Source organism: Salinibaculum rarum (assembly GCF_030505615.1).
In the GTDB taxonomy this organism is placed as follows: domain Archaea; phylum Halobacteriota; class Halobacteria; order Halobacteriales; family Haloarculaceae; genus Salinibaculum; species Salinibaculum rarum.
The window spans coordinates 2,508,752-2,533,608 of the sequence record NZ_CP129992.1 but is presented as its reverse complement, the minus strand read 5'-3'; the positions used below and the strand labels follow the sequence as shown (position 1 = coordinate 2,533,608).

The following is a 24,857-nucleotide window of genomic DNA, read 5'->3' as shown; positions in this document are numbered from 1 at the left end:
TGGCATCTGCCTTCACAATGAGCGACTCACAAACCCGAACACGCAGTCGAGAGCAAGAAGAGACAGAAGAACAAAGCGCCGGCCTCGAATGCCCAGAATGTGGTGGGAGCGTCATCGCCGACGACGAGCACGGCGAGACGGTCTGCCAGGACTGTGGGCTGGTCGTCGAAGAGGACTCCGTCGACCGCGGTCCCGAGTGGCGCGCCTTCGACTCCAAGGAGAAAGACGAGAAGAGCCGTGTCGGTGCACCGACGACGAACATGATGCACGACAAGGGCCTCTCGACGAACATCGACTGGCGCGACAAGGACGCCTACGGTAACTCCCTGTCCTCGACCCAGCGCAAGAAGATGCAGCGCCTGCGCAAATGGAACGAGCGGTTCCGGACCCGCGACTCCAAAGAGCGCAACCTCAAGCAGGCGCTGGGCGAAATCGACCGGATGGCGTCGGCACTCGGTCTCCCCGAGAACGTACGCGAGACGGCAAGCGTCATCTACCGCCGTGCGCTCGACGAGGACCTGCTGCCCGGCCGCTCTATCGAAGGCGTCTCGACGGCGTCGGTGTACGCCGCTGCCCGACAGGCCGGTGTCCCCCGCTCGCTCGACGAGATTACCGACGTCTCCCGTGTCGAGAAAAGCGAGATTGCTCGAACCTACCGGTACGTCGTCCGGGAACTCGGCCTGGAAGTCCAGCCGGCAGACCCAGAGAGCTACGTCCCACGCTTCGCGTCGTCGCTCGACCTCTCCGAGGAGTCCGAGCGTCGCGCCCGCCAACTCCTCCAGAACGCAAAGGAGAAAGGCGTCCACTCCGGCAAGTCCCCGGTCGGACTGGCCGCCGCGGCCGTCTACGCCGCCGCACTGCTGACCAACGAGAAGACAACCCAGGCCGCGGTCAGCGAGGTCGCCGACATCTCGGAAGTGACCATCCGGAACCGCTACCACGAACTGCTCGAAGCCGAGCAGGACCTGCCCGTCGCCTGACCAAGCATCCGCACGACTCTCGGTTTGGGCACACTTTTCTGGCGGTGGCAGGTAGTGAGCGTATGCACTTCGAGGAGTTTCGCCTCGCCGCGTCGACTGCCGACCTCGCCGACGAGCCAGCGGCCCGCGACCACGCCGACCTCGTCGAGTTCCGCATGGACCTCGCCGCCGACCCGCTAGATGCACTGGCCGCCTACGACGGGCGGCTCCCTCTGCTCGTGACAAATCGCGTGGCCTGGGAAGGCGGCGAGACGCCGGACACGCCGGACCGACTCGATGCGCTGGAAACGGCCGTCGAGAACCCGTCTGTCGCGGCAGTCGACCTCGAACTCGCCGCACTCGAGGCCGGGGACGCACAGCGGGTCCGCGACCACGCCGAGGACCACGACGTCCGCGTCGTCGTCTCGACACACGACTTCGAGGCGACGCCGGCCCCCGACGAACTGCGCGAGTCGCTCCGCGCCGCCTGTGACTACGGCGACGTGGGGAAACTGGCAGTCACCGCGGCCACACGCGGGGACGTCCTCGACCTGCTGGACGCGACCTGGGACCTGACCGAGGCGGGTGAGACGGTAGCGACGATGGCGATGGGTGAGGCTGGACGGCACTCACGAGCGGTCGCACCGCTGTACGGGTCACGTATCGGCTACGCGCCGGTCGACCCCGCAGACGCGACCGCACCGGGACAGTACGACCTCGCCACGCTGGCGGGTCTTGTCGACCAGTTGGCGGGTGACTCCGCCAGTGCGGAAGTTTAAACACACATAGCCGACCGAACGTAGAATGTGAGCAGTGCCAGTTCGTCCGGCAGGTCGAAAAAGAAGAGCCCGCTGGTAGCGGTCGTGCTGGCGGTACTGTACCCCGGACTCGGGCACGTCTACCTCAGACGGTGGGGGCGTGCCCTGCTCTGGTTCGTCGCTATCATCGCGAGTGTCGTCTGGCTTGTCCCGCCCGAGGCGGTGCCGACGACCTTCTCGATAGACGCCATTCTCGAGGCCCGCGCTGCCGTCCCCGAACGCGTCGCGCTCGTCGCGCTCGTGCTCTCGGCGCTGAGTGTCCTCGATGCATACTGGATTGCGGCAAACTCCGGGACTGCACAGGCAGACACAACCAGTCCCGTCGGCGAGGACGGCACGCAGACCTGCCCGAACTGCGGGAAGGAAATCGACGAAAATCTCGACTTCTGTCACTGGTGTACGACGGAGTTCGAGACCAGCGACGGCGGGTAAGAACGGTCGACTGCCTTATTTTTCGATGATGCTTTCTTCGACGGCCTCGCCGAAGTGGCGAGCGGTGTCCTCGTAGTAGACCAGAATGTCGTCGCCGGCTTCGAGATCCGTCACTGCCTTGCGCCCGTCGGGGGTGTTGACCTTGATGGTCTCTGCGTTCTGGAGCAACGTCTCGATGCGGTCTGTCCCCTCGTCTGTCTCGACTTCGGCTTCGACGCGGAACATCGGACGTTTCTCGATTTTCGCGCGACCGACGATGCTCTCGCGTGTGTTTCCGTCGGTGTCGACGACCTGGAGTTCGGTGCCGCTCCCGACTTCGGCGAGGTACTTCGTCTCGCCGCCGGGTGTGCGGACGTAGGCGTGGACCGCACCGGCGTTGACGCGGAACGGTCGGGAGGCGACGTAGGGTGACTCGGCGGTTTCGGCGTGGACGAAAAAGAGCCCGCGGGACATCGAGCCGACGAGCATCCCCTCGTCGTGGTCCATCATGTTGCCCGTATCGATGCAGACGCGGTCAGCGGAGCCGGTCCGTTCGACGGTGGTGACCTCGGCGTACTGCAAGTCGAGTGTCTCCCGGTCGGCAGCATCGCGGACTTCGACGGTGTCGCGAATCTCGTCGGGGCTGTCGGTATCCAGCAACACGGCGTCGGCACCGATTTCGAGCGTTTCGTAGGCCGTCTGTGCCTCTTCGGCGGTCTGGACTCCAGCGACGAGTGTGGTCTCTCCGCCGATGCGAGCGATGAGATTCTCCAGGGGAATGATTTGCCAGTTCTCACCGATGACGATAGTGTAGTCGGCTTCCTCGGCGACAGCGCCGGCGAACTCCTCGTAGTCCTCGTCGTGGATGCGGACGTAGCCGCCTTTCGGGAGCGAGCTGTCCTGCCGGAGCGCAGAGAGGTCCGCAGACCCGGAGAAGTCGGTCGGGAGCGAGACAGTGCCGTCACCCTCGCCGTGCTTGCCGACGATGGTGGCGTCGGCGTCGTTCTCGCGGTCCTCGGCCTCCAGTACGTGGACGTCGTCACCGGCGAAGGCGGCGATGTTGACGTCTCCGAGTTCGCGAACCCGGTCGACGTCCGATTCGTCGACGAGCACCCAGTCGACGCCAGCCTCCAGCCCGGCGGTGATGCGACGCTTGCGGGCTTTCCAGTCGCCAACCTCGTCGTCGGCTTTCAGCCAGACAGAGCGTGTCATGTGGGTACGCTGGCGTGCGGGTGGCTTGAGTGTGGCGGATGCCACTGACTGGTCAGGTAAGACCGCTGCCGCATCTCCAGGCGGACCCCTCGTGGCGGTGGGCTACCAGACCGGGTGGGAACAGCGGCTTGCGTCTCCAATCGAGTCACAATCAAGACTAAAACGGCTCTTTGCGCTTCGAATACAGTCATTATAGTCACGGCTGTATCCCGACGTAGACGGATGAGTTCGATATTCCCGCTCCGGGAGAAGGTAAGCCTCGACGACGGCCGCAAACCCCGGCTGGTCGATCTCGACGACGACATCGCCGACGACGTCTTTCAGGCCCTCTCTTCGGGGACGACGCGCCGAATCTTCTCAGAGTTACACGAGACACCACAGACGGCCTCTGACCTCGCGGACGTGACCGAGACGTCCGTCCAGAACGCGCAGTACCACCTCGAGAAACTCGTCGACGCCGACCTCATCGAAGTCGTCGATACCTGGTACTCCGAGCGAGGGACCGAGATGAAGGTGTATGCGCCGACCGACGAGGCGCTGGTGTTGTTTGCCGGGCGGGACAAACAGTCGTCGCTGCGGTCGGTACTCGAACGCATCGTCGGCGCACTCGCCGTGTTGCTGCCGATGAGCGCCGGCGTGGCGTGGCTGGCACGCCAGATCGAACCTGGGCCGTCCCCGGAGTCAGCAGGTGGTGAGGCCCCCGTCGACGCCGGTAGTACGCCGCAGGGGACACCGACGCCCGACGGCGGCGTCTCGATTATGAAGGCAAACGAGACGACGCCCACGCCGACACCCGAGAACCTGAGTACGGTCACAGACCCGGCAACATCGGGACTCGACCCCGCACTCGTTGCCGGTCTTGCGTTCTTCCTCGGTGGCGCGTTCGTCCTCGTCTGGCTCTGGGCGTGGCGGCGTCGTCAGTAGGCCGACGATTGGGGCCAGTACTTGCGAGCGCGGGGCCTCTAATGCTATTTTGCGTAACCTCGATTGTGTTTCCATTGCACACTATTAAATAACTGAATGACATGACAATGAGTATGGACGGCACTATCGTCACCATCGCCGGTGCCAAGGGAGGTGTGGGTAAGACGACGACCAGCATCAACCTCGGTGCGGCCGTGGCCGCGATGGGGCATCGGGTGGTCGTCGTCGAACTCGACCTGGCGATGGCGAACATCGTCGACTTCCTGTCGGTGCCGCGTGGGGACGACGACCCGACGCTGCACGACGTTCTCGGTGGTGATACCGACGTTTCGGATGCCGTGTACAGCGTGGATGAACACCTCGCCGTTGCTCCAAGCGGGACGGATCTTGAGGGATACATCTCGGTTAATTTCGACCGCTTTGGGGGAGTGCTCGACAAACTCCGTGAGGCCTTCGACCTCGTCATCGTCGACACCGGCGCCGGACTCAGTCGCGCGGTCGTCGAACCGATTCGCCAGGCGGATGCGACGTTGCTCGTCTCGACGCCTCGAGTCGCGGCGATTCGAGACGTCGAGAAGACAAAGACGCTTTCGGAGCGTGTCGGGACGCCGACCTGTGGATTCCTGTTGACGAAGTCGGGAACCGGTGCCTCGCCCGGGCCAGAACGGATTGCCGAGTTTCTCGACGTTCCGCTGCTGGGTCACATCCCGGAGGATGAAGCCGTCCCCGCTTCGCAGGACAACGGTGTCCCAGTCGTCGAGTCAGCACCCGGCAGTGACGCCGCGGCTCAGTACCGCCGCGTCGCCAACAGCCTACCGGAGAGACTCGAGACGGCACAATCTGGGACCAACGACCAATCTGAGGACTCGGAAGAGAGCGCTGACTCCGAAGAGAGTGCTGACTCCGACGAGAGCAGTGACTCTGAAGATACGCAGACATCGGCCGAAACGTCAGTTCCCGATTGGATAGACGACCCTCAGGAGCAGACTACTGAACCGGATACCCGACAAGACCCACAGGGAAAGGCGATGTCTGACGGGCAGGGTGCAACCAGACACGGACCGGCTCCGGAGAGTGAGACCGCGCCGGAGTCTGAGGACCGGTCCTCGACCACGGCTGAAACGACAGAGCCGACTGAAACGACAGAGCCGACTGAAACGACAGAGCCGACTGAAACGACAGAGCCGACTGAAACGACAGAGCCGACTGAGGCGACAGAGCCGACTGAGGCGACCACTGGAGCTGGCTCCGACACTGACGAGACTGCTGAAACCCGCGATGGAGAATCGGAATCGGCCAGTAACACAGCAGACACTACCGAAGATGAGACAGCGTCGGCGTCGGAAGAAGAATCTGACTCAGAAGACGATGCTGCCAGTCACTCCCTGACCGGCCGGATTCGGTCGTTCGTCGGTCGACTCGGGCCCGGAACGTAACGACCGGTCGGAGACGCTATGCTTCCGTTTTCAGTCCCGCCCGTTCGAGTGCGACACTCGCCGTCGCATCGTCGTGGACGACGGCGGCGACGGCGCTGGTAATCGCTTCGGGGTCGTCGTGCTGGAAGATAGACCGTCCCATCGAGACGCCGGCCGCACCGGCGTCCATCGCACCGCGGACCATATCCAGCGTCTCCGCGTCGGTCCCCCGCGACCCGCCGGCGATGACGACCGGCAGCCGCGTTGACTCGACGACGTGTTCGAACGTCTCGGGGGTCCCGGAGTAGGCCGTCTTGATGACGTCTGCGCCGAGTTCTTCACCGAGGCGGACGGCGTGACCCAGGTCCTCGGAGAAGGCTTCCGGGTCGTCGTCGCGGATGTCGTGGCCGCGGGCGTACGTCATCGCCAGGACGGGGATACCATACTCTGCGGCCTCGCTGGTCATCTCCGAGAGCTGGGTGATCTGGCCAGGTTCGTATTCGCTGCCGACGTTGAGGTGAAGGGAGACGGCGTCGGCCCCGGCACGAATGGCGTCCTCGACGGTTCCCGTCAGTCGTTTGTCGTTCTCGTCCGGTCCGATAGTCGTCGACCCGTTGAGGTGAACGATGTAGCCAGCGTCGTTTTTGTTCTCGTGGACGCGTGGCGCGATGCCGCGCTGAGTGAGAACTGAGTCCGCGCCGCCCCGCGTCACCGCGTCGATAGTCGATTCGATGTCTTTCAGGCCCTTTACAGCGCCCATTGTGATGCCGTGGTCCATCGGGACGACGAGGTAGCGTCCGTCTGTCCCGATGCGTGTCAGTCGTGCCGACTTCCCTGCTGTCATTGTGCGACACTGTGGCAAGTACGATTATGTGCGTTCCGGTTGCGGCCGGTCTTGGGGGTCACTCGACTGCCCGGCGAGCGCACCCTCTTTTAATTCACGGGCCTTTTCTTCCAGTCTCGTTGCCACCTCGGCGGTCGGGTCGCCGTTTTCGGCTCCCTCGGCGACAATGTCGACCAGCGCAGAGCCCACGATGATGCCGTCCGCGCCCGCCGAGACGATACGCTGGGCGTGCTCGCCTGTCTTGATGCCGAATCCGACGGCCTTGGGCACGTCCCAGTCGGCGATGCGGGCCAGCGACTCCTCGGTGTGGTCGCTCACGTCGTCGCGCGCACCCGTGGTGCCGAGACGCGCCTGCACGTAGACATAGCCCGAGACCTGCTCGCGCATCCGGTCGAGCCGCTCGCCTTTCGTCGTCGGCGCGACGATGAATATCAGGTCGAGGCCAAACTCGTCGCAAGCTTCCCGGAGCGGTCCAGCCTCCTCTGCGGGCAGGTCTGGAATGACGAGCCCTTCGATGCCGACTTCGGCAGCCTTCTCGACGAAGGGGCGAGGGCCTGGCTCGGAGCCGTACTGGTAGACGAGGTTGTAGTAGGTCATACAGACCAGCGGCACGTCGACGTCCAGGTCCTCGACGAACTCGAAAAAGCGGTCGGGCGTCATCCCGGCTTCGAGCGACCGGACGATTGCCTCCTGAATCGTCGAGCCCTCTGCAATCGGTTCGGAGAAGGGCAAGCCGAGTTCGATGACGTCTGCGCCACCGCGGGCCAGCGCCTCGACGTACGCGAGAGAGGACTCGTAGTCGGGGTCACCCGCTGCGAGGTAGGGGACGAAGGCGGGTTCGTCGGCGAAAGCATCGGCGAGACTCACAGCGACCCACCTCCGATTTCGCGGAAGATGCTCATGTCGGGCGCGATGTCGAGGTCCCGGTCCATCGTCTCCTCGATGACCGTTTCGAGGTCTTTGTCCCCGCGACCGGAGACGTTGACGACCACGAGGTCACCGAGGGCGTCGTGGTGTTTTTCAAGGTAGCCAAAGGCGTGTGCGGTCTCCAGTGCCGGAATGACGCCCTCGTCTTGCGAGAGGCGGTGGAACGCCTCCAACGCGATGTCGTCGTCGACGTTGACCGCATCGACCCGACCGCTGTCGACGAGGTGTGCCAGCTCCGGCCCGACGCCGGCGTAGTCGAGTCCGGCGGAGACGCTGTGTGACTCCATAATCTGGCCGTCGGTGTCCTGCAGGACCTTCGTTCGCGCACCGTGGAGGACGCCCTCCTCGCCGGTCGACAGTGACGCCGAGTTCGGCGCGACGCCCGCTTCCTCGTCGACAGACAGCGAGGACCCACCGGCCTCGACGGCGTAGAGGGAGACGTCGTTGTCATCGATGAAGTGGTCGAAGGTTCCCATCGTGTTCGACCCGCCACCGGCACAGGCAAGCACCGAGTCGGGGAGGCGGCCAGCCTGCTCTCGAATCTGTTCGCGGGCTTCCTCGGAGATAAGCGCCTGAAAGTCCCGGACCATCGCCGGGAACGGGGCGGGCCCGACGACGCTTCCGATGACGTAGTGGGTGTTCTCGACGGTGGTCGCCCAGTCGCGCATCGTCTCGCTGATGGCCTCTTTCAGGGTTCCCCGGCCGGCCGTGACGGGGTTGACCTCTGCACCGTTGATGCGCATCCGGAAGACGTTGGGCCGCTGTCGTGCGATGTCGGTCTTGCCCATGTATATCTCGCAGGGCATATCGAGGTGGGCCGCGGCCATCGCCGTCGCGGTGCCGTGCTGGCCGGCCCCCGTCTCGGCGACGATGCGTTCTTTGCCCATGTACTTCGCCAGCAGCACCTGCCCGAGTGCGTTGTTGAGCTTGTGTGCGCCGCCGTGGAGCAGGTCTTCGCGCTTGAGATACACCTCGGTGTCGTAGCGCTCGGAGAGTTGGTCGGCGCGCTGGAGCGGCGTCGGGCGGCCGCCGAAGTCTTTCATCCGGCGGCGGAACTCGTCGACGAAGCCGTCCTCGTTGTTGAGGACGTACCGCTCGTATGCGTCTGTCAGCTCTTCGATTGCCGGCATCAACGCCTCCGGCACGTACTGTCCGCCATACTCTCCGAATTTGCTATCCGTACTCATGCTTGTGTGAATCGTCGTGTGTTCGTCTCGACGTCGCCTCCCGAACCGCCCGCATCGTCGTGGGCCATAATCGCCGACCCGATGAGCAGGGCGTCGGCCCCGGCCTCGCGCATCCGTGCCACGTCGTCGGTGGTCCCTATGCCGCTTTCGGCTATCAACGTGGCGCTCTCGGGGACACTCTCGCTGACTCGCTCGAAGGTCGCCAGGTCCACTTCCAGTTTCGCCAGGTCCCGGTTGTTGACGCCGATGATGTCAGCGCCCGCAGCGAGTGCCTGCTCGACCTCAGATTCGGTGTGGGTCTCGACGAGTACCTGAAAGCCACGCTCTCGGGCGGCCGTCAGCAACGAATCCAGGTCGTCGACGAAGCGAGCGATGAGCAGGATAATATCGGCCTCGACGGTGTCCAGTTGCTCCTCGCGGAGGATGAAGTCCTTCCGGAGCACTGGCACGTCGACTGCCTCTCGCACTGCCTGTAGGTCCTCGGGAGTCCCACCGAAGTGTTCGGGTTCGGTCAGTACCGACAGCGCCGTCGCGCCGCCAGCGACCATCTGCTCGGCGAGTTCGACGGGGTCTGCCCGTTGCTCGCCGTCTGTCGTCGGACTCGTCGGTTTCACCTCCGCGATGACCGGCACGCGCCCCTCTGTCTCCGTTTGCTCGATTGCGTCCAGGAGCGACCGTGCCTCGACGTCGACTCGCTCGTCACCGCCGCCGCGCTCGCGTGCAGTCTCCAGTATCGACCGTATCGCTGGCGCGAACTCTTCATTGGCGTCCATTAGTGGACACTAATGAACAGAGATGTACAAAAGGCTTGCGACACTGCTCCCAACTCGCGACACCTGGGCTGTGGCGCCTGCTGGGGCACGGTTGCGGTCCGACACAAATTTTCAAGGGTCCGAGGCCCGACTGCGTGGTATGGACGAGACTGCCGGTATCTACGCCCGCGAGTCGACGTATCTCGACCGCTACGTGCAACTCGGTCTCGCACAGCAGCGGGTCATCTCCGTGTCGTTCCCGACGACAATCGGGGAGGATGCGTCGGAGGACCACGACCTGCTCGACCGCATCGCATCGTATCTGGAGGGAACAACCGACGGGTTCGACGACGTTGACATCGCAATGACAGTGCCCACCGACCAGCGCGGCGTTCTCGAACGACTCCGCGAGGTTCCGTACGGGGACCAGATAACTGTCGAGCAACTCGTCCGTATGACGCCCGACCTGGACGTCGACGAGGACAGCGACCACACGCTCGCTCGCGAAGCGCTCGCGGGGAATCCGGCGCCGCTTTTGATTCCCGACCACCGCGTTCGCGACGGCCCCAGCGCCGCACCGGCGCCGGTCGAGCAGAAACTCCGCGCGGTCGAAGGCCTCTAGAACCGGTCTGCGCCGAGTCCTTCGTGGACGAGAAATTCCAGTGCGTTCACGAGATAGTGGGCGACGACGACCACCAGCAGGCTACCCGAGAGGATGTACCCGCCTGCGAGGACGAGTCCGAGTCCACCGGTGACCGCGATGCCGACCTTCCCCTGAGCGCCGTGGCCCAGCGCGAACAGTGCCGACGAGAAGATGGCCAACGCCAGCGGGGAGATGCCAAAGCCTGCTGCCGGGACGCCGATAAGCGCCGCCCGGAAGAGCAACTCCTCGACGAGGGCGATGGTCGGCAAGATAATACCCAACAGAAGCACCCAGCCGGGAATCGTCTCAGGGGCGAGCATCCCCCGAAGCGACTCGTCGTAGGTCGCACCCACCGCGTCGGCGACGCTCGCGCTCGTCTCGTTTGCCACCCAGAGGACGACGCCGAAGACGATGCCGACGCCGATGGCGAGGGCCCCTGTCCCGACCGCTGTCTCAGTCAGTCCCAGCGCCGACAGCGGTATCTCGTAGTACCACGCGCCGACCGCGAGTGCCACACCGAACAATCCCTGGGTGAGCGCGACGTTTGCCAGCAGCGCGCCCGTCGAAAACTCCGGGCCTGCACCTGGGGTGTCGTCGGCTGACCGGGACGACTCCAGTTCCCCGTCCCCCCGGTCGCTTTTCGTCGTCGGCCCTGCGTCTACCTGGTCTGACTCGACTGTCACCGACGACGATGTCGTCTCAGTCGGCGTCGATTCGTCTCCCACCGCGACGCCAGCACGCTCCCCATCACCGTCTCCCGGGGTGTCTGGCGTGGCCGTCGATTCGCGGGCGTCGGGAAGCGCAGGCTGGTCGTCGACGGCACGCTGTGAGAGTCGTGCGAGACCGAGTAAAAGCAGTACGACGACGGCGGTGAGCCCGGTGAACGGAACCCACCCGGGCACGCGTTACTGTGGGTTGGGGCTGCCCGAGCCACGGCCCACGTCGTGTTCGAGTGCCGAGCCGGTGATGGACTTGAGCCGGGAGACCAGCGAGTCCTTGTCCGTCTCGCCGGCCAGCGCGACTTCCAGCACTTCGCTGATGTGGCTGACCGGGATGATTTCGATCATCTCCTCGTACTCGTCTTCGATCATCACGTCCTGCTCGTTTGCGGCAGGGATGATGACCTTGTCGAGGCCGGACTTTGCGGCGGCCTCGATTTTGTGCGTGACGCCGCCGACGGGCAAGACGTCACCACGGACCGACAGCGAGCCGGTCATGGCGATGTTTTGCTCGACGGGCATGTCCTCCAGCGCGGAGATGACTGCCGTGGCAACGGTGATGGAGGCGGAGTCGCCGTCGACGCCGCCCTCCCCGACCTGGACGAACTGGATGTGAACGTCCTTCTCGGAGATGTCCTCGTCGGAGAACTTCTTGATGATAGCCGAGACGTTCAGGACAGCCTCCTCGGCCATCTCCTTGAGCTGACCCGTGGCGATGACTTCGCCGGGGCCCTGGCTCGGGGTCACTTCGGCCATCACGGGGAGGACGATACCGCTGTCCTCGCCCATGACTGCCAGGCCGTTGACGCGGCCGACCACGTCACCGTCGGAGACGGTGAGTTCGTAGTCCTTGCGCCGTTCGATGTAGTTGTCCGCGAGCTGTTGCTCGATAGACCGGGAGCGCTTCTTTGCCTGCAACACGTCGTCGCGTTCGGTGTAGTCTTTGTCCTCGGCGCGGGCGATGTCGCCAGCGACGCGGACCAGCCCACCGAGGTCACGAAGCTTCAGCGAGAGGTGCTCTTTGCGCCCCGAGCGGCGCTGTGATTCGAGGATGACCTCCTCGATTGCCTCGGGCGTGAAGTGGGGTAGACGGCCGTCTTTCTCGACTTCCTGGGCCACGAAGCGGGCGTACTTCCGGCGCATCTCCGGCGTGTCGTCGATGGTGTCGTCCATGTACACCTCGTAGCCGTACCCTTTGATACGCGAGCGCAGCGCCGGGTGCATGTTCTCCATGGCGTCTAAGTTCCCGGCCGCGACCATCACGAAGTCACAGGGGACGGGCTCGGTCTGGACCATCGCACCCGAGGAGCGCTCGGACTGGCCCGTAATCGAGAACTCGCCTTCCTGGATGGCGGTCATCAACTTCTGCTGGCTCCGGATGTCCAGCGTGTTGATTTCGTCGATGAACAGCACGCCCTTGTTGGCCTTGTGGATGGCGCCGGCCTCGACGCGGTCGTGGCTCGGCGTCTCCATCCCACCGGACTGGAACGGGTCGTGGCGGACGTCGCCCAGGAGCGCCCCGGCGTGTGCGCCGGTCGCCTCCTCGAAGGGCGCGGTCTGCTGGTCGCCGCGGCTGACCAGCAGGTTCGGAATCATCGCGTCGCTGCCACGCGAGCCATAGCGGAAAGCAAGATAGATGACACCCGCTGCGAGAATGCCCAGCAGAATCTGCTGGACGATAATCAGCGAGTACCCGATGACGATAGCGATGATAATCCACATCAGGAAGTTCCGCATCTGGTTGCGCTTGCGGGCTTCCTCTTTGTGTGCTTCGACGATTTGCTCGCCTTTCCCGGCCGGAACCGTCCGGACTTTCGGCTCGTTGCCGTCGTCGGGATTGTGATAGACGAGTACGTCCTGTAGTTCCTCTTTGGGGAGCAACTGGCTCATCGCCTTGGCCAGCATGGACTTGCCGGTCCCTGGCGAGCCAATCATCATCACGTGGCGGCGCTGCTTGGCCGCTTTCTTGACGATGTCGCGGGCGTTGCCCTGCCCGATGACCTGGTCGACCAGCCTGTCGGGGACCTCGATGTCCGCCGAGGAGTCGATTTTCAGGCCGCCGAGCAGGTCGTCTTCGGCTGCCTCCTCGTCGACTTCCACCCCGGCGTCGACCGTGACGTCGCTCCCGAGGTCGGTGTCGCTCCCAACCTCCTCAGACTCCGGCGGCTCTTCGGCCTCCGGATCGTCCTCGTCGGAGTCGACGTCCGGGTCGATTCCCGGAATGTCGTCTGTTTCTATATTGTCACTCATGCAAACGTTGCTAACACCCGTAACCAAGGTCTGTCGACTGATATACTTTCTCCCATTAGCCAGGCTTGCTTGCACTTGGAATCGCAAGACTGCGGCCGGATAGTCGCGCTACCGAGCGAGTGGTACAGAACCCGTCGGGTTTATCAAACTACCACACGATTCGAGACCACATGCAGACGATTCGCGGATTCCTCGTGGGCCGGTTCCAGCCGTTCCACAACGGCCACCAGCAACTCGTCGAATCTATCGCCGCGGAGGTCGACGAACTCGTCATCGGCATCGGGAGTGCCGACGCATCACACACCGTCCGAAACCCGTTCACGGCCGGGGAACGGATGGTGATGATTTCGAACGTGCTGGCGGACATCGACGTCCAGACGTACGTCGTGCCGCTGGAAGACATCGACCGTAACGCCGTCTGGGTCAGTCACGTCGAGAGTATGTGTCCGCCCTTCGACGTGGTGTACACGAACAATCCGCTCGTCATCCGACTGTTCGGCGAGTCCGACTACGACGTCCGGGACTCGCAGATGATAGACCGTGGCCGCCTGCGCGGAACGAACATCCGCGAGCGAATCATCGACGGCGAGTCGTGGCGGGACCGGGTCCCCGAGGCCGTGGTCGGTGCCATCGCCGAAATCGACGGCGTGAAACGCCTCCAGACGATTGCTGACTCCGACGCCGACGACTGATTTTTGGGTCTCACACCGGCAACCTACAAGACTGCCAGTCTCCAACTATGAGACGATGATAACGCTCAGTTCCGATTTTGGTTCCCCGTATCCGGCGGCGATGAAGGGGGTGCTCTGTCAGCACACCGACGCCCGTCTGGTCGACATCTCACACGACTTTCCCAGACAGGACGTGCGCGCGACGGCGTTCTGGTTGCAGGAACTGCTCCCGTACTTTCCGCCCGCGGTACATCTTGTCGTCGTCGACCCCGGCGTCGGCACCGACCGGGACGCGCTCGTCGTCCGCGCCGGCGAACACGTTCTCGTCGGTCCCGACAACGGCATCCTCCTTCCGGCGGCGCGCCGTCTGGGCGACGACATCGAGGTGTTCGCCGTCGACTACGAACAGGGCGACCCGACGGAGGCCGACCCGACCGAGAGCGCGTGGCCGCCCCGGCCCGATAGCCAGACGTTCCACGGCCGCGACCTCTTTGCCCCTGCCGCGGCCCACGTCCACGACGCCGACGACGAGACCGTCGAGACCGACGCGGGGTTCGAACGGACCGACGAGTTCGCCGAACTCCAGTTCCCGGAACCGACGCTCCGCGAGGACGGGGCGACCGGTGAGGTGCTGACCGTCGACAGTTTCGGCAACGTCATCACGAACATCCCCGGTGACACACTGGCCGGTCGCTTCGGCGACCACGTTCAGGCAAACGGCATCTCGGCGTCGGTGCGCCACTCCTACGCGGCCGTCGACGAGGGCCATCGCGTCGTCACCGTCGGCAGTCACGGCAACGTCGAACTCGCGGTCAACCAGGGTCGTGGGGACAGGACCTTCGGTGTCGACGTCGGCAATCGGATTCGCCTGTCGTGGTGACCTACTCTGCGGCCTCCCGGATTCGGTCGAACACTTCGCGTCGGTCACCGCCCGGCCGTGCTTCGATGGTCACGTCGGTCTCCCCGCCTGCGCGTGCCACCGCCGTCGAGAGGTCTTCGAGCGGGTAGATGCCCCCACCCATCTCGAAAGAATCGCCGCGTGGCCAGATGGCCGCCCAGACGCGAATCGAGAGCACGGGGTCGGCGTCGGGGACCCCAAGCGCTGCACCGTCCAGCGGATAGCTGGCGTCGTACTGGAAGGCTTTGGCCGTTCGCTGGCCACGCAACCGCAGGTCCTTTGTGCCGGTCTGTTCGACGTTCCGGAGGCCGTCCTCGCCGAGACTCTGGCGGAACTCGCGACTCGCGTACTTCGCTGCGAGCGCAAGCAGTTTCGCCATCGTCCGGTTGCCGGGTGGCGGTGGGTCGAACGTCAGGCCGGTGGTAAACACCGCTCGCGGCGTCTGGTCGACGCCCGACGGCATGAGTGGCTGAACCGTCGATAGAAATTTAGGGTCTTCGTAGACGGCGTTGACCGACTTCACCGTGACAAACCGGTTCTCGAAGGCGGTTTCTGCCCACTCGTCGACTTTCTCCCACGGTGCTGTCGTGACGGCAGGCGGCGCTGACACAGCCGACTGTAGGCACTGGAGGGAAGTAACGGCTCCGCAAAAAATTCGAGATGGTGTGTCCGTCTTACTGGGCCGAGATGACGTCGTCGATGCGGACGATCATCGTCGCGGCTTCGTTAGCCGACTCGACGGCTTCGCGCTTGACAGCGGCGGGGTCGAGGACACCGTGGTCGACGGGGTCGTCGATGACGCCGGTCTGACCCTGGCTGATGACGCCAGCGCGGCCGGTGTCGTCGTGTGCGGCGCGGAGGTCGACGAGTGCGTCGATTGGGTCCATGCCGGTGTTCTCGGCGAGCGTGCGCGGGAGCACGTCGACAGCGTCGGCGAAGGCTTCGACGGCCAGTTGCTTGCGGCCCTCGATGCCTGCGGACTCCTCGCGGATGCGGTCGGCGATGGCGATTTCGGTCGCGCCAGCGCCGGCGACGACACCGCCCATATCGATGGCGGCGGTCACGACGTCGAGTGCGTCGCGGAGCGCGCGTTCGAGTTCGTCGACGACGTGTTCGGTGCCGCCGCGAGCGAAGACGGTGACGGCCTCGGCGGCAGCGCCACCCTCGACGAAGACGAGGTCGTCGTCGCCGTAGGTCTCGACGTGGATGTCGTCGGCCGCACCGAGGTCCGCTGCTTCGAGCGTGTCGACGGAGCCGACGCGGTTGCCGCCGGTTGCGGAGGCGATGGACTTCACGTCGCTGTCCGAAAGACCCTCGAAGGCGAGAATACCCTCTTCGGCGAGGTAGGTTCCGACGCGGTCTTCCATGTCACCGGTGACGAGGACGACGTCTGCGCCGACGTCGGCGAGTTGCTCCGCGTAGTTGCGAAGCTCGGAGTCCTCGGCCTCGATGGCGGCGTTGAGCTGGTCGACGTTCGAGACGCTGTACTCGGCGTCGATGTTGCTCTCCTGGACTTCGAGGTCGGCGTCGACGAGCGCGATAGCGGCGTCGGAGACACTGCGGGGCATGTCGGAGACGACCGGTTCCTCGTCGACGATGACACCCTCGACGAGTTCTGTCGCACTGGAGGCCGCGCCCGTCTGGGCGTGAATCGTGATGTTGTTGCGGTCGACACCCTTCTCGCGGTCACCGTCGACGTGGCGAATCGCCTCGACGACGGTCTTGGCGAGCACTTCTGCGGCAACGTCGCCCGTGCCCTTGCCGGTCATGCTCGACTCGGCGACTTCGAGCAGCTGTTCGTCGCTCAGGTCGCCACCGAGCGTGACCTCGTCGATGGTCTCCTGTGCGATGCCGGCAGCAGCGTGGTACCCTTCGACGATGGTCGTCGGGTGTACGTCTTCCTCGAGCAGGTCTTCGGCCTGCGAGAGGAGTTCACCGGCGAGGACGGCGGCCGTCGTGGTGCCGTCGCCGACTTCTTCTTCCTGCGTTTCGGCGACTTCGCTGAGCATCTGCGCGGCGGGATGCTCGATGTCCATCTCCTCGAGGATGGTCGCGCCGTCGTTGGTGATGACGACGTCGCCGTCGGCGACGAGCATCTTGTCCATGCCGCGCGGACCGAGTGTCGTCCGTACCGATTCACTTATCGCTTTGCCGGCTGTGATGTTTGCAGACTGTGCGTCTTCACCGCTAGTTCGCTCGGAATCCTCGTTGAGAATAAAGAGGGGCTGTCCACCCATGCGTCGCTGGCCAGATTGAGACATGATTGAGTTCCTCGTTTCATGTGTGGTTTGTGGTTCTATATAAATATGTCGCATCGAAGCGACCGCGGGGCGCTGTCGGCCGGCCCACTCGTGCAGGGTTTAATAGGCACCTCCGTGATTACCCGGTAGATGCTCGAACTGGAGCACGGGTTCAGAGTCGTCGACGTCCATCTCCAACTCGAACCGGACGAGAGTCGCCGTGCCGGTGACCGTGGTGACCCGGAGCAGGTCGAACGGGAACTCCACCAGGCGGGCGTCGTCCGGGCGCTCGCCTTCGCCGGCGCGCGAGAGGAGGGGTATCTGAAGGCGAACAACGCCGTTGCCCGGATGAGCGTCGGACGCCCCTTCGTGGCGATGGCGCGTATCAACGGCGCCAGAGACCCCGGGCAGGGGACCGGGTCGCGCCTGCGAAACATCGCGGCCTCGCGGACGGAGTATCACACGTCGCCCGAGGACATCGAGAAGTACGCGTACGACGACCGCTTTGCCGGGTTCAAGCTCCACCCGACTGTCGATGGCCTTCCCGACGAGGAGGTCCTCTCGGAACTGGCCGAGCGCGGCCTGCCGGTGCTCACCTACGGCGGCCGCGGCTTTCCGCCGTCGGTAATCGAGGAGACGCTTCTGGAGTACGATTTCCCGCTTGTCGTCTCACACTTTGGCGGCTATCCGCTCGACGACGAGTTGACGGAGGCGGCAATCGACCTGCTCTCCCGTCACGACAACTGCTATCTCGATACGACGTTCGTGCGCAAGCGCGACCCCATAGAGCGGGCGGTCCGAGAGCACCCTGACCGCGTCTTCTTCGGCAGCGGTGCCCCGGCCTCGCACCCGAACGTCGCCATCATGGAAGTGCTGACACTCGACGTGCCGGAAGATGCGATGAAGAAAGTGTTCTCGAAAAACGCCGCGCGGGTCATCGAGGCGCTGTCGCCCTGACCGTCAGCGCCAGTCGTACACCGTCACCGCTCGGTCTGTCCGGGAGGACCGTCCCCGCGGATTCCGCCGGACCGTCTTGTCGAGTCGCCGGGCGACCAGTCCGTCTTTGATGCCGCCGAGCATGTTGCTGGTGACATCGCGACCAGTCCCAAGCCAGTTCGACGGCCGCCCGTTCCCGCGGACGACTCCCCGGAGTTCGGCGTACCCGTCGGAGCCGGCATGACCGAGCAGGCGCCGGACGACCGTCGGCCGGAACCCGTAGTTTTTCACGAGGCGGTAGGCGAGCGACCGGTATTTCCAGCCCCAGTCGGTCGCTGTCTCGCCGCCGTCGGCGCCCACGTCACGGCGTGCGCACAATTCGTCGTCCCACCGGACCGAGACGTCCAGTGCCGCGAGTCGGTGAGCCAGGTCTCGCATCCCGCCGATGTCGAGATACTCGTCGAAGCCATCGAGTTCGTCCAGTGGCTCCCTGCGGAAAGCCGTGTTTCCGCCGTTGAGGTATGTCACCTCACGGCCGGAAATCGTCCGTGATTCCTTCTTTTCCGTCTCGATGCCGGCTGTCAGCTGGGTGTGTGTCGGTCCCGTGACCACGTCGTTGTCGGCGAGGCCGCTGCGGACGGCTTCCTCCCACGTCTCGGTCACAGAGAGGTTCTGGTTGACGAGCGCGATTGCCTCTCCGCTCGCGTGGTTGATGCCCGCGTTTCGCTCGGCGTTTATCGTCCGGTCTGCGACCTCGACGAGAACCGCCACGTCGTCGCGGTCACGGACCATTCCGGTTGTTCCGTCGGTCGAGGGACCGTTGACGACGATGATTTCGGCGCTGGGGGCGTGCTCGGCGAGTGCGTCCAGACAGCCCGCTAGCTTGTCGCAGGCGTTGAGTGTCGGGACGACTACCGAGATATCCATACCCACCGGTAGCGCGCTGGAAGGTAAAAAAGTCGCGGGGACCGGTCAGACGCGAGCGTCCCAGTAGGACACCGACGCGAGCCGGTCGCCGACGTAGGTGCCGCCGAGTGCGGTGTCTACCGTCCGAAACGCCGATGCGATACGCCCCGGAATCTGCCGGTAGAAGCCGTAGGGGAAGATCCAGTCGTGTTCCGAATCGGCGAGTTCGAGGTTCGTGTCACGCAGCAGGCGGGCGACCTCCGTCCCGGAGTACAGGCGCGACCCCATCGGCAGCGCCCAGTTGTACAGCGACCGCGTCGAAAACCGGTTGAAGGTGTCGAAGAAGACCTGGTCTTTCGAGACGCGGCGCATCTCCCTGAGAAAGTCCCGCGGCGTGTCTGCGAGGTGGAAAAATCGCATCGCGAGCACGGTATCGAAGTGATTGTCGGGGAAGGGTAGCCGCCCCGCGTCCCCGCGCAGCAGCTCCATGTGGTCGTTTACGCCGAGCTCGATTGCCTTCTCCCGGCCCTGCCGGAGCATCGGCCCGGAGATGTCGAGGCCGACGACGTCTGCGCCTTCCTCGGCGAGCATCGCGGTAAACCGTCCCGTCCCACAGGCAATCTCCAGGACATCTTTGTCCTCGACGTTGCCCAGAGCGTCCAGCACTGCCGCTTTCTCCCGGTCGTCGATGAGTCGTCCGCCGCGGGAGAAGCGCTTGTCCTCGTAGGCCTCCGCAATCTCGTCGGCCTGGTACCACTCCTGTCCTTTCACGCTACAGTGTTCTCGCTGCCCGGGGGATAAAATGGTATTGACTCTGTGGCCGACCGACGACGCGCCGTTCGCCGACCGCGCGCGACGACCGTGTTTAAGGATGGTTATACTGGGTTAACATTCTGTATTATATAGCTTTGTTTGTAGAAAAGATTTACCACTATCCGGATTAGAAGCGAACGTATGAGCACGAATACTGGTGAAAGTAGCAATGATATTGGGTCCTCGGAGTTCGAACGCCGGCTCTGTGAGTTGCCACCGAGTGCCAAACTCGTCGCGAAGGTTCTCGAGACCGAGTCACCGCTCTCGCAGGGGCAACTCGCGGAGGAGTCGCGGCTGCCAGACCGGACGGTCCGGTACGCACTGAACCGGCTGGAAGACGAGAGTCTCGTCGAATCCCGGTACAGTTTCCACGATGCGCGCAAACAGGTGTACGTACTGGCAGAGTGACACCACGACGCATCTCAGTCCCGACGGCGACCCGAGCACCGACTGGCGAGACCAGCGCCTACGTTCTCGGCAGTGACGACGCCCTGCTGGTCGACCCCGCGACACTGACCGACGACCTCGAAACTGCAATCGTCGAAGCCGACGTGGGCCACCTCGCGGTCACACACCACCATCCCGACCACGTCGGCGCCGTCGCCGAGGTTGCACGAACCTTCGACTTCACCGTCTGGGCCCGCGCCGGTCGCAGCGCGGCATTCGCGGACGCGACCGGTCTCACACCCGACCGTACCTTTTCACCCGGCGAGACGGTGCCGGCCGCCGACGGCGTCGCTGTCGTCGATACGCCCGGCCACGCGCCGGAACACACCGCTTTCGCCGTCGACAATGGGCTCGTCGCGGGCGACCTCGCGGTTGCGGAAGGGTCGGTCGTCGTCGGCGCACCCGAAGGTGACATGCGCGCGTACCTCTCCTCGCTGCGTCGCGTCGCCGCCCGCGCCCCCGACCGACTCTATCCGGGCCACGGCCCCGTGGTCGAGGACCCACGGGCGACCTGTCACCGACTCATCGCCCACCGCCTCCAGCGCGAGCGAACCGTCGTGACAGCCGTGGCTGACGGTGCAACCACTGCCGACGACATCGTCGACGCTGCCTACGACAAGGACGTCTCGGCGGTGCGTGACCTCGCTCGCGCGACGGTCGTCGCACACCTCGAAAAGTTGGCTGTCGAGGGGCGGGTCCGGTGGGACGGCGAGCGAGCGGCGCCTGTCTGACTCCGACACAGGGCAGCGCCGACGCCCTTTTTGCTACGCTCACGTACGCTCCTGCGTGGAGACTCTCGAATCGGAACTGGAACGCGCCCGGGACCTGTCTGTCCCTGCCCTCGCCGACGCAATCGAGTCGATTGGCTTCGAGTGTACCCGCTGTGGGGCCTGTTGTAAAGCCGAAGACGGCTGTGGCGATAGCCAATCCGACACTGACAGCGACGCCGATAGTGGCGACCCCCATACTGCGACGATATTCCCCGACGAAATCCGGACGATTCAGGACGGAGGCGACTACGACTTTCGCGACGTGGCCCGACCCATGCCCTACGGTCTCACAGAGGGTGCGGACGGACTGGAAGGCGAAACCTTCGAGTGGGCGCTCCAGACCGACGACTGCGGGGATTGTACGTTCTACGAGGACGGGGAGACACCCGCCGAGCAGGGCGCCTGTACCATCCACGAGAATCGCCCGCTGGTCTGTCAGACCTACCCGTTCAGCGTCGCACTCGGTGGGACGAGCCAGCCGATGGGCGAGGCGGTTGACAGCGTTGCGCTTCCAGCGCAACAGGAAGCCGGTGGAATCGGAGACGAGGAGGGGATGGTCCGCGCCCACGAGTGTGAGGGACTCGGCCGGGATATTAGCCGAGAGGACGCCGAGGAACTTGCGGCCGCGTTGAAAACGCGTGCGGTGCGGGAACTGGAGGAAGCAATCGCCGTGCGCGATGGGTACGAACCGACCGACACCGGGCGCGGCGATATCGTTGTTCACGATTCGGAAGGCCCAAAGCGGCCCGACGGGACGCCGCTGTAGTTCTCTCTGACCTACACACACTATTTTGGGGGTGGAACCCGTCTGCGTCGAGTGGAGGTCTAACTACCTTGGAAATCTCGAATAAACTCCTGTGTCTGTTCAGTTCGAATATTACGTCCGACGAGGACAAGTACGTCATCGAAGTCCCGAAGCGCGAGATCGAGACCGGCTCTGTCGACCCGAACGAAACCTATCGCGTGGCGCTGATTTCAGCCGACACGCCCGAGGCAGAACCCGAGCCGGAGCGCGACGAGGGTGCACCGAGCGAACCACAGCCGCCGGTCGAGGCGGGAGAAATCCGGTACGTCGAAATCGAGGACATCGGCAAGCAAGGCGACGGCATCGCCCGCGTCGAGCGTGGGTACGTCATCATCGTCCCGGACTCGGAGATTGGCGAACGCGTCAAAGTCGAAGTGACGGAAGTCAAGTCGAACTTCGCGGTCGGCGAAATCATCGACGAAGAGGTCTGAGGCCGTTCGCACCCGTACCAACGACCGCGCCCCTTTCTGGCGTATGGTCGGCCACCGAGGACCTGTCAGTGGCAAAACCACCAGACGTGGGCCTGTTAACCGACCGTACCAAACTGGCTATATGCGTGACAGCCCTCCGTGTTGGTATGAGCGCGACCGCCACAGCCAGCGCGGACACGCCGAGTCTCACGGAGAAACAGCGACAGATTCTCTCGTACCTCCAGAACAACGCCGACACGCAGACGTACTTCAAATCACGCCTCATCGGCGAGGAACTGGACCTCTCGGCAAAGGAAGTCGGGACCAACATGACCGCCCTCGAACAGGCCGAGGTCGGCCTGGACATCGAGAAGTGGGGGTACTCCTCCAGTACCACCTGGATGGTCACCGACGGTCAGTCGGGGTCGTAGGCCACCAGGTCGTCGGCCGCCGCCGCCAGTTCGACTGTCGCTTCGTCGAACGAATCGGCGTACTGCACCAGCAACATGAGAAGCGTCTCCGCACGCTCGACAGTGTACCCGTCCTCGCGAGAGAGCAAGCCTGCCGTCTCCAGCTCGGCGGCGTGTTTGCTCACTGTCGGTCGTGAGACGTCCAGCCGCGTCGCGATGTCACCAGCGGAGATGCCCGGCGAGTCGAGCAATGCCACGAGCATCCCGCGTGGTGTCTCCCGCCGGAGGTAGCCGAGTGCGACCTGCTCGAACTCCGAAAACCGCCCAGCAGGAAAGTAGCGGCTGTAGTCGCCGTCTTTCCGGCTCTCGATTGTCCCCTCGCTTTCGAGCCGCCGGAGGTGGTGCTGTGTCTCGCCGGTGCCCAGTTGCAGGTCGTCACGAATCTTCGAGAAGTGTGCGCCCGGCGTCGCGGTCAGATACCCCATGATGGCATCGGGTGCGTCACTGTCGCTCGCGCTCGCGAGTCCGACAAGCGGACTGGCTGCCCCCAGCGCGGCGAACCTGCGCAGTGTCGCCCGCTTTGACTCGTCGACGTCCCCGTCCCGACTCATTGCTATCACGTTGGTAAGACGAGGGGAAAACACCTTCGCTGTGTCAGAGAATACCACCCGGAAGGCGGTTCGTTATCCGGTCAGTTCGACTTTTCGTCGTCGCTCGACTCCCGGCTGAAGTTTGCGCCGCCCGCGTCCATGTCTATCTCGTCGTCCATCTCGTCGATGACGTCGTCTGGGTCTTTGATGTCGGCGGTCGCCTCGCCGGATTTGACGGCCTGGGCTTCCTGTTCCATCTTCTCGACGTCGATGACGGACTCTTCGTCGTCGAGTTCGCCCAGAATCTCCTCGATGTCGTCGAGGCCGAGCATCTCGCGGGTCTCCTCGTCGAAGTCGAGACCTTCGAGCATGGTGCCGTTCTCTTTGGCGTCGCTGCCCTGGATGTGCTTGCCGTACCGACCCACAAGCGAGGTGAGTTCCTGCGGGAGGACGAACTTCGTCGATTCGCCCTTGCCGATTTCCTCTAGGGTTTCCATCCCGCGCTCGATGACGGCACGCTCGCCCATCGACTCGGCGGATTTCGCACGGAGCACCGTCGAGATGGCGTCACCCTGTGCTTCCAGAATCTGGCTTTGCTTTTCACCCTGTGCCCGGATGATGTTCGACTGCTTGTCACCCTGGGCTTCCTCGATGGAGCTGCGCCGTTCACCCTGCGCTTCCAGAATCATGGCACGGCGGCGACGCTCGGCGGAGGTCTGTTGCTCCATGGCCTGCTGGACGTCCTTCGAGGGGTTGACCTCGCGGACCTCGACGCTCTCGACGCGAATCCCCCACTCGTCGGTCGGCTCGTCCAGTTCTTTCCGGATTTTCGCGTTGATTTGCTGGCGCTTGTTGAGCGTATCGTCCAGTTCCATGTCACCCAGCACTGCACGGAGGGTTGTCTGGGCGAGATTCGAGACGGCACGCTTGTAGTCGTCGACTTCGAGGAACGCCTTCTGGGCGTCCATCACTTTGATGTAGACCACGGCGTCGGCGGTCACCGGCGAGTTGTCGCGGGTAATCGCTTCCTGCCGCGGGACGTCAAGCGTCTGGGTCCGCATATCGAACCGGTAGGTCCGTGTGACAAAGGGCAACACGAAGTTCGGGCCGGGTTCGAGCAGTCCCTGGTACTTCCCAAAGCGCGTGTACGCTTCCTTGTCGTAGGCGTCGACGATGACGATACTCTTGTACGCTGTGACCAGTGCCAGAATGAGGAAAATCCCTGCGATAATCGGGAAGGTCCCATCTGTCTGTAATACTACTGCGGGGAACATCTCGTGCTGGCTTAGGGGTAGCCGGTGAAAAGTGTTTGTCTGCCTGACCAGTCAGCGGGCGCGAGCTACGAACTCGATTCGGATTCCGTCTCCCGCTCCGTTCGCTCGCGTTCCCGGGCCAGTTCCCTGTCGATGTCGTCGGTCCGGTCGGCAAATGACTCGACGGTGATGACGTTGCCGCCACCCGGGTCGACAACGATGACGGTCTCGCCTTTCTCGATTGTGCCGTCGACGCTCCGGGCCTTGTAGTAGGGGTTGAACCCGCCGCTTTCGAGTTTCACCTCGCCGTCGGTCGGGGTCACGCGCTCGGTGACACGGCCAGTCTGGCCGCGAAGCGACGACGAGTCACTCGTCGTTCCCTTGCCCGACCCCGCGTAGATATCGAACTCGCGGTAGACGTAGAGGGTCAGCCCCGTCGCGATGATGACGGCGGCAGCCATGATGAGCAGTGCCAGTGCACCCAGCCCGCTCGGGAGGGCGACTCCGACCAGCCCAGCGGCAAACAGCCCCACGCCGAGCACGAAAAAGTGCGCGCCGGGAGCGAACGCCTCGGCGACGACTAGCCCGGCTCCTGCGAGCAACAGAAGCAACGCCAGCGGGAGTCCAAATAGCTCTGCAGCCATACT

The 24,857-nt window shown here is 64.1% G+C and carries 28 protein-coding genes; 14 read left to right on the top strand and 14 right to left on the bottom strand.

Annotated elements, in window-relative coordinates:
• Positions 1–17: 17 nt before the first annotated feature.
• The 3 genes from QYL91_RS13155 to QYL91_RS13145 all read left to right on the top strand — a co-directional run bounded on the left by QYL91_RS13155 (position 18) and on the right by QYL91_RS13145 (position 2,209).
• Positions 18–980: a transcription initiation factor IIB gene (locus tag QYL91_RS13155; RefSeq protein ID WP_302080951.1), complete on the top strand. Its 963-nt coding sequence runs from the start codon at positions 18–20 to the stop codon at positions 978–980.
• Between the two features lie 62 nt (positions 981–1,042).
• Entirely contained in the window at positions 1,043–1,738 is a 696-nt protein-coding gene (locus QYL91_RS13150; RefSeq protein WP_302080950.1) for a type I 3-dehydroquinate dehydratase, read from the top strand.
• A 27-nt stretch (positions 1,739–1,765) separates the two neighbouring features.
• Positions 1,766–2,209, top strand: coding sequence for a zinc ribbon domain-containing protein (locus tag QYL91_RS13145; protein ID WP_302080949.1), 444 nt, complete (start codon positions 1,766–1,768; stop codon positions 2,207–2,209).
• A gap of 15 nt (positions 2,210–2,224) precedes the next feature.
• Here the strand turns inward: QYL91_RS13145 and QYL91_RS13140 are convergent, their stop codons facing one another.
• Positions 2,225–3,400 (bottom strand): 3-dehydroquinate synthase II, encoded by a 1,176-nt coding sequence (locus QYL91_RS13140; protein WP_302080948.1) that lies wholly within the window; start codon positions 3,398–3,400, stop codon positions 2,225–2,227.
• Positions 3,401–3,622: 222 nt separating this feature from the next.
• On the opposite strand from QYL91_RS13140, the gene QYL91_RS13135 reads away from it, so the two are divergent.
• A complete protein-coding gene (locus QYL91_RS13135) occupies positions 3,623–4,324 on the top strand; it encodes an ArsR/SmtB family transcription factor (protein ID WP_302080947.1) in 702 nt (233 codons plus the stop codon).
• Between the two features lie 113 nt (positions 4,325–4,437).
• Complete coding sequence (locus QYL91_RS13130) at positions 4,438–5,760, top strand: AAA family ATPase (RefSeq protein ID WP_302080946.1); 1,323 nt, start codon at positions 4,438–4,440, stop codon at positions 5,758–5,760.
• A 16-nt stretch (positions 5,761–5,776) separates the two neighbouring features.
• On the opposite strand, the gene QYL91_RS13125 is transcribed toward QYL91_RS13130, so the two are convergent.
• Genes QYL91_RS13125 through trpC form a run of 4 tightly spaced genes read right to left on the bottom strand, consistent with a single transcriptional unit; the run spans position 5,777 to position 9,470 of the window.
• On the bottom strand, positions 5,777–6,583 hold the full coding sequence (locus QYL91_RS13125; RefSeq protein ID WP_302080945.1) for a 2-amino-3,7-dideoxy-D-threo-hept-6-ulosonate synthase: 807 nt from the start codon (positions 6,581–6,583) through the stop codon (positions 5,777–5,779).
• A 24-nt stretch (positions 6,584–6,607) separates the two neighbouring features.
• Complete coding sequence (gene trpA, locus QYL91_RS13120) at positions 6,608–7,450, bottom strand: tryptophan synthase subunit alpha (RefSeq protein ID WP_302080944.1); 843 nt, start codon at positions 7,448–7,450, stop codon at positions 6,608–6,610.
• A complete protein-coding gene (trpB, locus tag QYL91_RS13115; RefSeq protein WP_302080943.1) occupies positions 7,447–8,697 on the bottom strand; it encodes a tryptophan synthase subunit beta in 1,251 nt (416 codons plus the stop codon). Before trpB ends, trpA begins: the two co-directional genes overlap by 4 nt.
• Positions 8,694–9,470, bottom strand: a complete 777-nt coding sequence (gene trpC, locus QYL91_RS13110; RefSeq protein WP_302080942.1) for an indole-3-glycerol phosphate synthase — start codon at positions 9,468–9,470, stop codon at positions 8,694–8,696. The genes trpB and trpC overlap by 4 nt, the downstream gene beginning before the upstream one ends.
• 139 nt (positions 9,471–9,609) lie before the next feature.
• Here trpC and QYL91_RS13105 point away from each other — a divergent pair, with 139 nt between their 5' ends.
• Positions 9,610–10,071, top strand: coding sequence for an MGMT family protein (locus tag QYL91_RS13105; protein ID WP_302080941.1), 462 nt, complete (start codon positions 9,610–9,612; stop codon positions 10,069–10,071).
• On the opposite strand, the gene QYL91_RS13100 is transcribed toward QYL91_RS13105, so the two are convergent.
• Entirely contained in the window at positions 10,068–10,994 is a 927-nt protein-coding gene (locus QYL91_RS13100) for a CPBP family intramembrane glutamic endopeptidase (RefSeq protein WP_302080940.1), read from the bottom strand. The two genes, QYL91_RS13105 and QYL91_RS13100, sit on opposite strands and share 4 nt — an antisense overlap.
• 3 nt (positions 10,995–10,997) lie before the next feature.
• A complete protein-coding gene (gene lonB, locus QYL91_RS13095) occupies positions 10,998–13,061 on the bottom strand; it encodes an ATP-dependent protease LonB (protein WP_302080939.1) in 2,064 nt (687 codons plus the stop codon).
• Between the two features lie 179 nt (positions 13,062–13,240).
• Here lonB and QYL91_RS13090 point away from each other — a divergent pair, with 179 nt between their 5' ends.
• Positions 13,241–13,753 (top strand): nicotinamide-nucleotide adenylyltransferase, encoded by a 513-nt coding sequence (locus QYL91_RS13090; RefSeq protein WP_369685629.1) that lies wholly within the window; start codon positions 13,241–13,243, stop codon positions 13,751–13,753.
• A 55-nt stretch (positions 13,754–13,808) separates the two neighbouring features.
• Entirely contained in the window at positions 13,809–14,612 is an 804-nt protein-coding gene (locus QYL91_RS13085) for an SAM hydrolase/SAM-dependent halogenase family protein (protein ID WP_302080937.1), read from the top strand.
• A gap of 1 nt (position 14,613) precedes the next feature.
• Here QYL91_RS13085 and QYL91_RS13080 read toward each other — a convergent pair whose 3' ends face one another.
• Positions 14,614–15,240 carry a DUF6517 family protein gene (locus tag QYL91_RS13080; RefSeq protein ID WP_302080936.1) on the bottom strand — a complete coding sequence of 209 codons (627 nt, stop codon included), beginning with the start codon at positions 15,238–15,240 and terminating at the stop codon, positions 14,614–14,616.
• A gap of 64 nt (positions 15,241–15,304) precedes the next feature.
• Positions 15,305–16,867 carry a thermosome subunit alpha gene (gene thsA / locus QYL91_RS13075; RefSeq protein ID WP_302082869.1) on the bottom strand — a complete coding sequence of 521 codons (1,563 nt, stop codon included), beginning with the start codon at positions 16,865–16,867 and terminating at the stop codon, positions 15,305–15,307.
• A gap of 153 nt (positions 16,868–17,020) precedes the next feature.
• On the opposite strand from thsA, the gene QYL91_RS13070 reads away from it, so the two are divergent.
• Positions 17,021–17,827, top strand: coding sequence for an amidohydrolase family protein (locus QYL91_RS13070; protein ID WP_302080935.1), 807 nt, complete (start codon positions 17,021–17,023; stop codon positions 17,825–17,827).
• A 3-nt stretch (positions 17,828–17,830) separates the two neighbouring features.
• On the opposite strand, the gene QYL91_RS13065 is transcribed toward QYL91_RS13070, so the two are convergent.
• Together QYL91_RS13065 and QYL91_RS13060 are read right to left on the bottom strand one after the other, a co-directional pair.
• Positions 17,831–18,733 (bottom strand): glycosyltransferase family 2 protein, encoded by a 903-nt coding sequence (locus tag QYL91_RS13065; RefSeq protein WP_302080934.1) that lies wholly within the window; start codon positions 18,731–18,733, stop codon positions 17,831–17,833.
• Positions 18,734–18,778: 45 nt separating this feature from the next.
• Entirely contained in the window at positions 18,779–19,483 is a 705-nt protein-coding gene (locus tag QYL91_RS13060) for a class I SAM-dependent methyltransferase (RefSeq protein ID WP_302080933.1), read from the bottom strand.
• Between the two features lie 183 nt (positions 19,484–19,666).
• Here QYL91_RS13060 and QYL91_RS13055 point away from each other — a divergent pair, with 183 nt between their 5' ends.
• The 5 genes from QYL91_RS13055 to QYL91_RS13035 all read left to right on the top strand — a co-directional run bounded on the left by QYL91_RS13055 (position 19,667) and on the right by QYL91_RS13035 (position 22,388).
• Entirely contained in the window at positions 19,667–19,933 is a 267-nt protein-coding gene (locus QYL91_RS13055; RefSeq protein WP_302080932.1) for a MarR family transcriptional regulator, read from the top strand.
• Positions 19,930–20,703, top strand: a complete 774-nt coding sequence (locus tag QYL91_RS13050) for an MBL fold metallo-hydrolase (RefSeq protein ID WP_302080931.1) — start codon at positions 19,930–19,932, stop codon at positions 20,701–20,703. The genes QYL91_RS13055 and QYL91_RS13050 overlap by 4 nt, the downstream gene beginning before the upstream one ends.
• 55 nt (positions 20,704–20,758) lie before the next feature.
• The gene (locus tag QYL91_RS13045) at positions 20,759–21,508 is read left to right on the top strand and encodes a YkgJ family cysteine cluster protein (RefSeq protein WP_302080930.1); all 750 of its coding nucleotides are present in this window, start codon (positions 20,759–20,761) and stop codon (positions 21,506–21,508) included.
• A gap of 68 nt (positions 21,509–21,576) precedes the next feature.
• Positions 21,577–21,978, top strand: a complete 402-nt coding sequence (locus tag QYL91_RS13040) for a TRAM domain-containing protein (RefSeq protein ID WP_302080929.1) — start codon at positions 21,577–21,579, stop codon at positions 21,976–21,978.
• A gap of 146 nt (positions 21,979–22,124) precedes the next feature.
• Positions 22,125–22,388 carry a DUF7123 family protein gene (locus QYL91_RS13035; RefSeq protein ID WP_302080928.1) on the top strand — a complete coding sequence of 88 codons (264 nt, stop codon included), beginning with the start codon at positions 22,125–22,127 and terminating at the stop codon, positions 22,386–22,388.
• Here QYL91_RS13035 and QYL91_RS13030 read toward each other — a convergent pair.
• The 3 genes from QYL91_RS13030 to QYL91_RS13020 form a co-directional block, all read right to left on the bottom strand.
• Positions 22,373–22,978 carry a winged helix-turn-helix transcriptional regulator gene (locus QYL91_RS13030; protein ID WP_302080927.1) on the bottom strand — a complete coding sequence of 202 codons (606 nt, stop codon included), beginning with the start codon at positions 22,976–22,978 and terminating at the stop codon, positions 22,373–22,375. The two genes, QYL91_RS13035 and QYL91_RS13030, sit on opposite strands and share 16 nt — an antisense overlap.
• Positions 22,979–23,058: 80 nt before the next feature.
• On the bottom strand, positions 23,059–24,231 hold the full coding sequence (locus tag QYL91_RS13025) for an SPFH domain-containing protein (protein ID WP_302080926.1): 1,173 nt from the start codon (positions 24,229–24,231) through the stop codon (positions 23,059–23,061).
• Positions 24,232–24,296: 65 nt separating this feature from the next.
• Entirely contained in the window at positions 24,297–24,854 is a 558-nt protein-coding gene (locus QYL91_RS13020; RefSeq protein WP_302080925.1) for an NfeD family protein, read from the bottom strand.
• Positions 24,855–24,857: the final 3 nt, after the last annotated feature.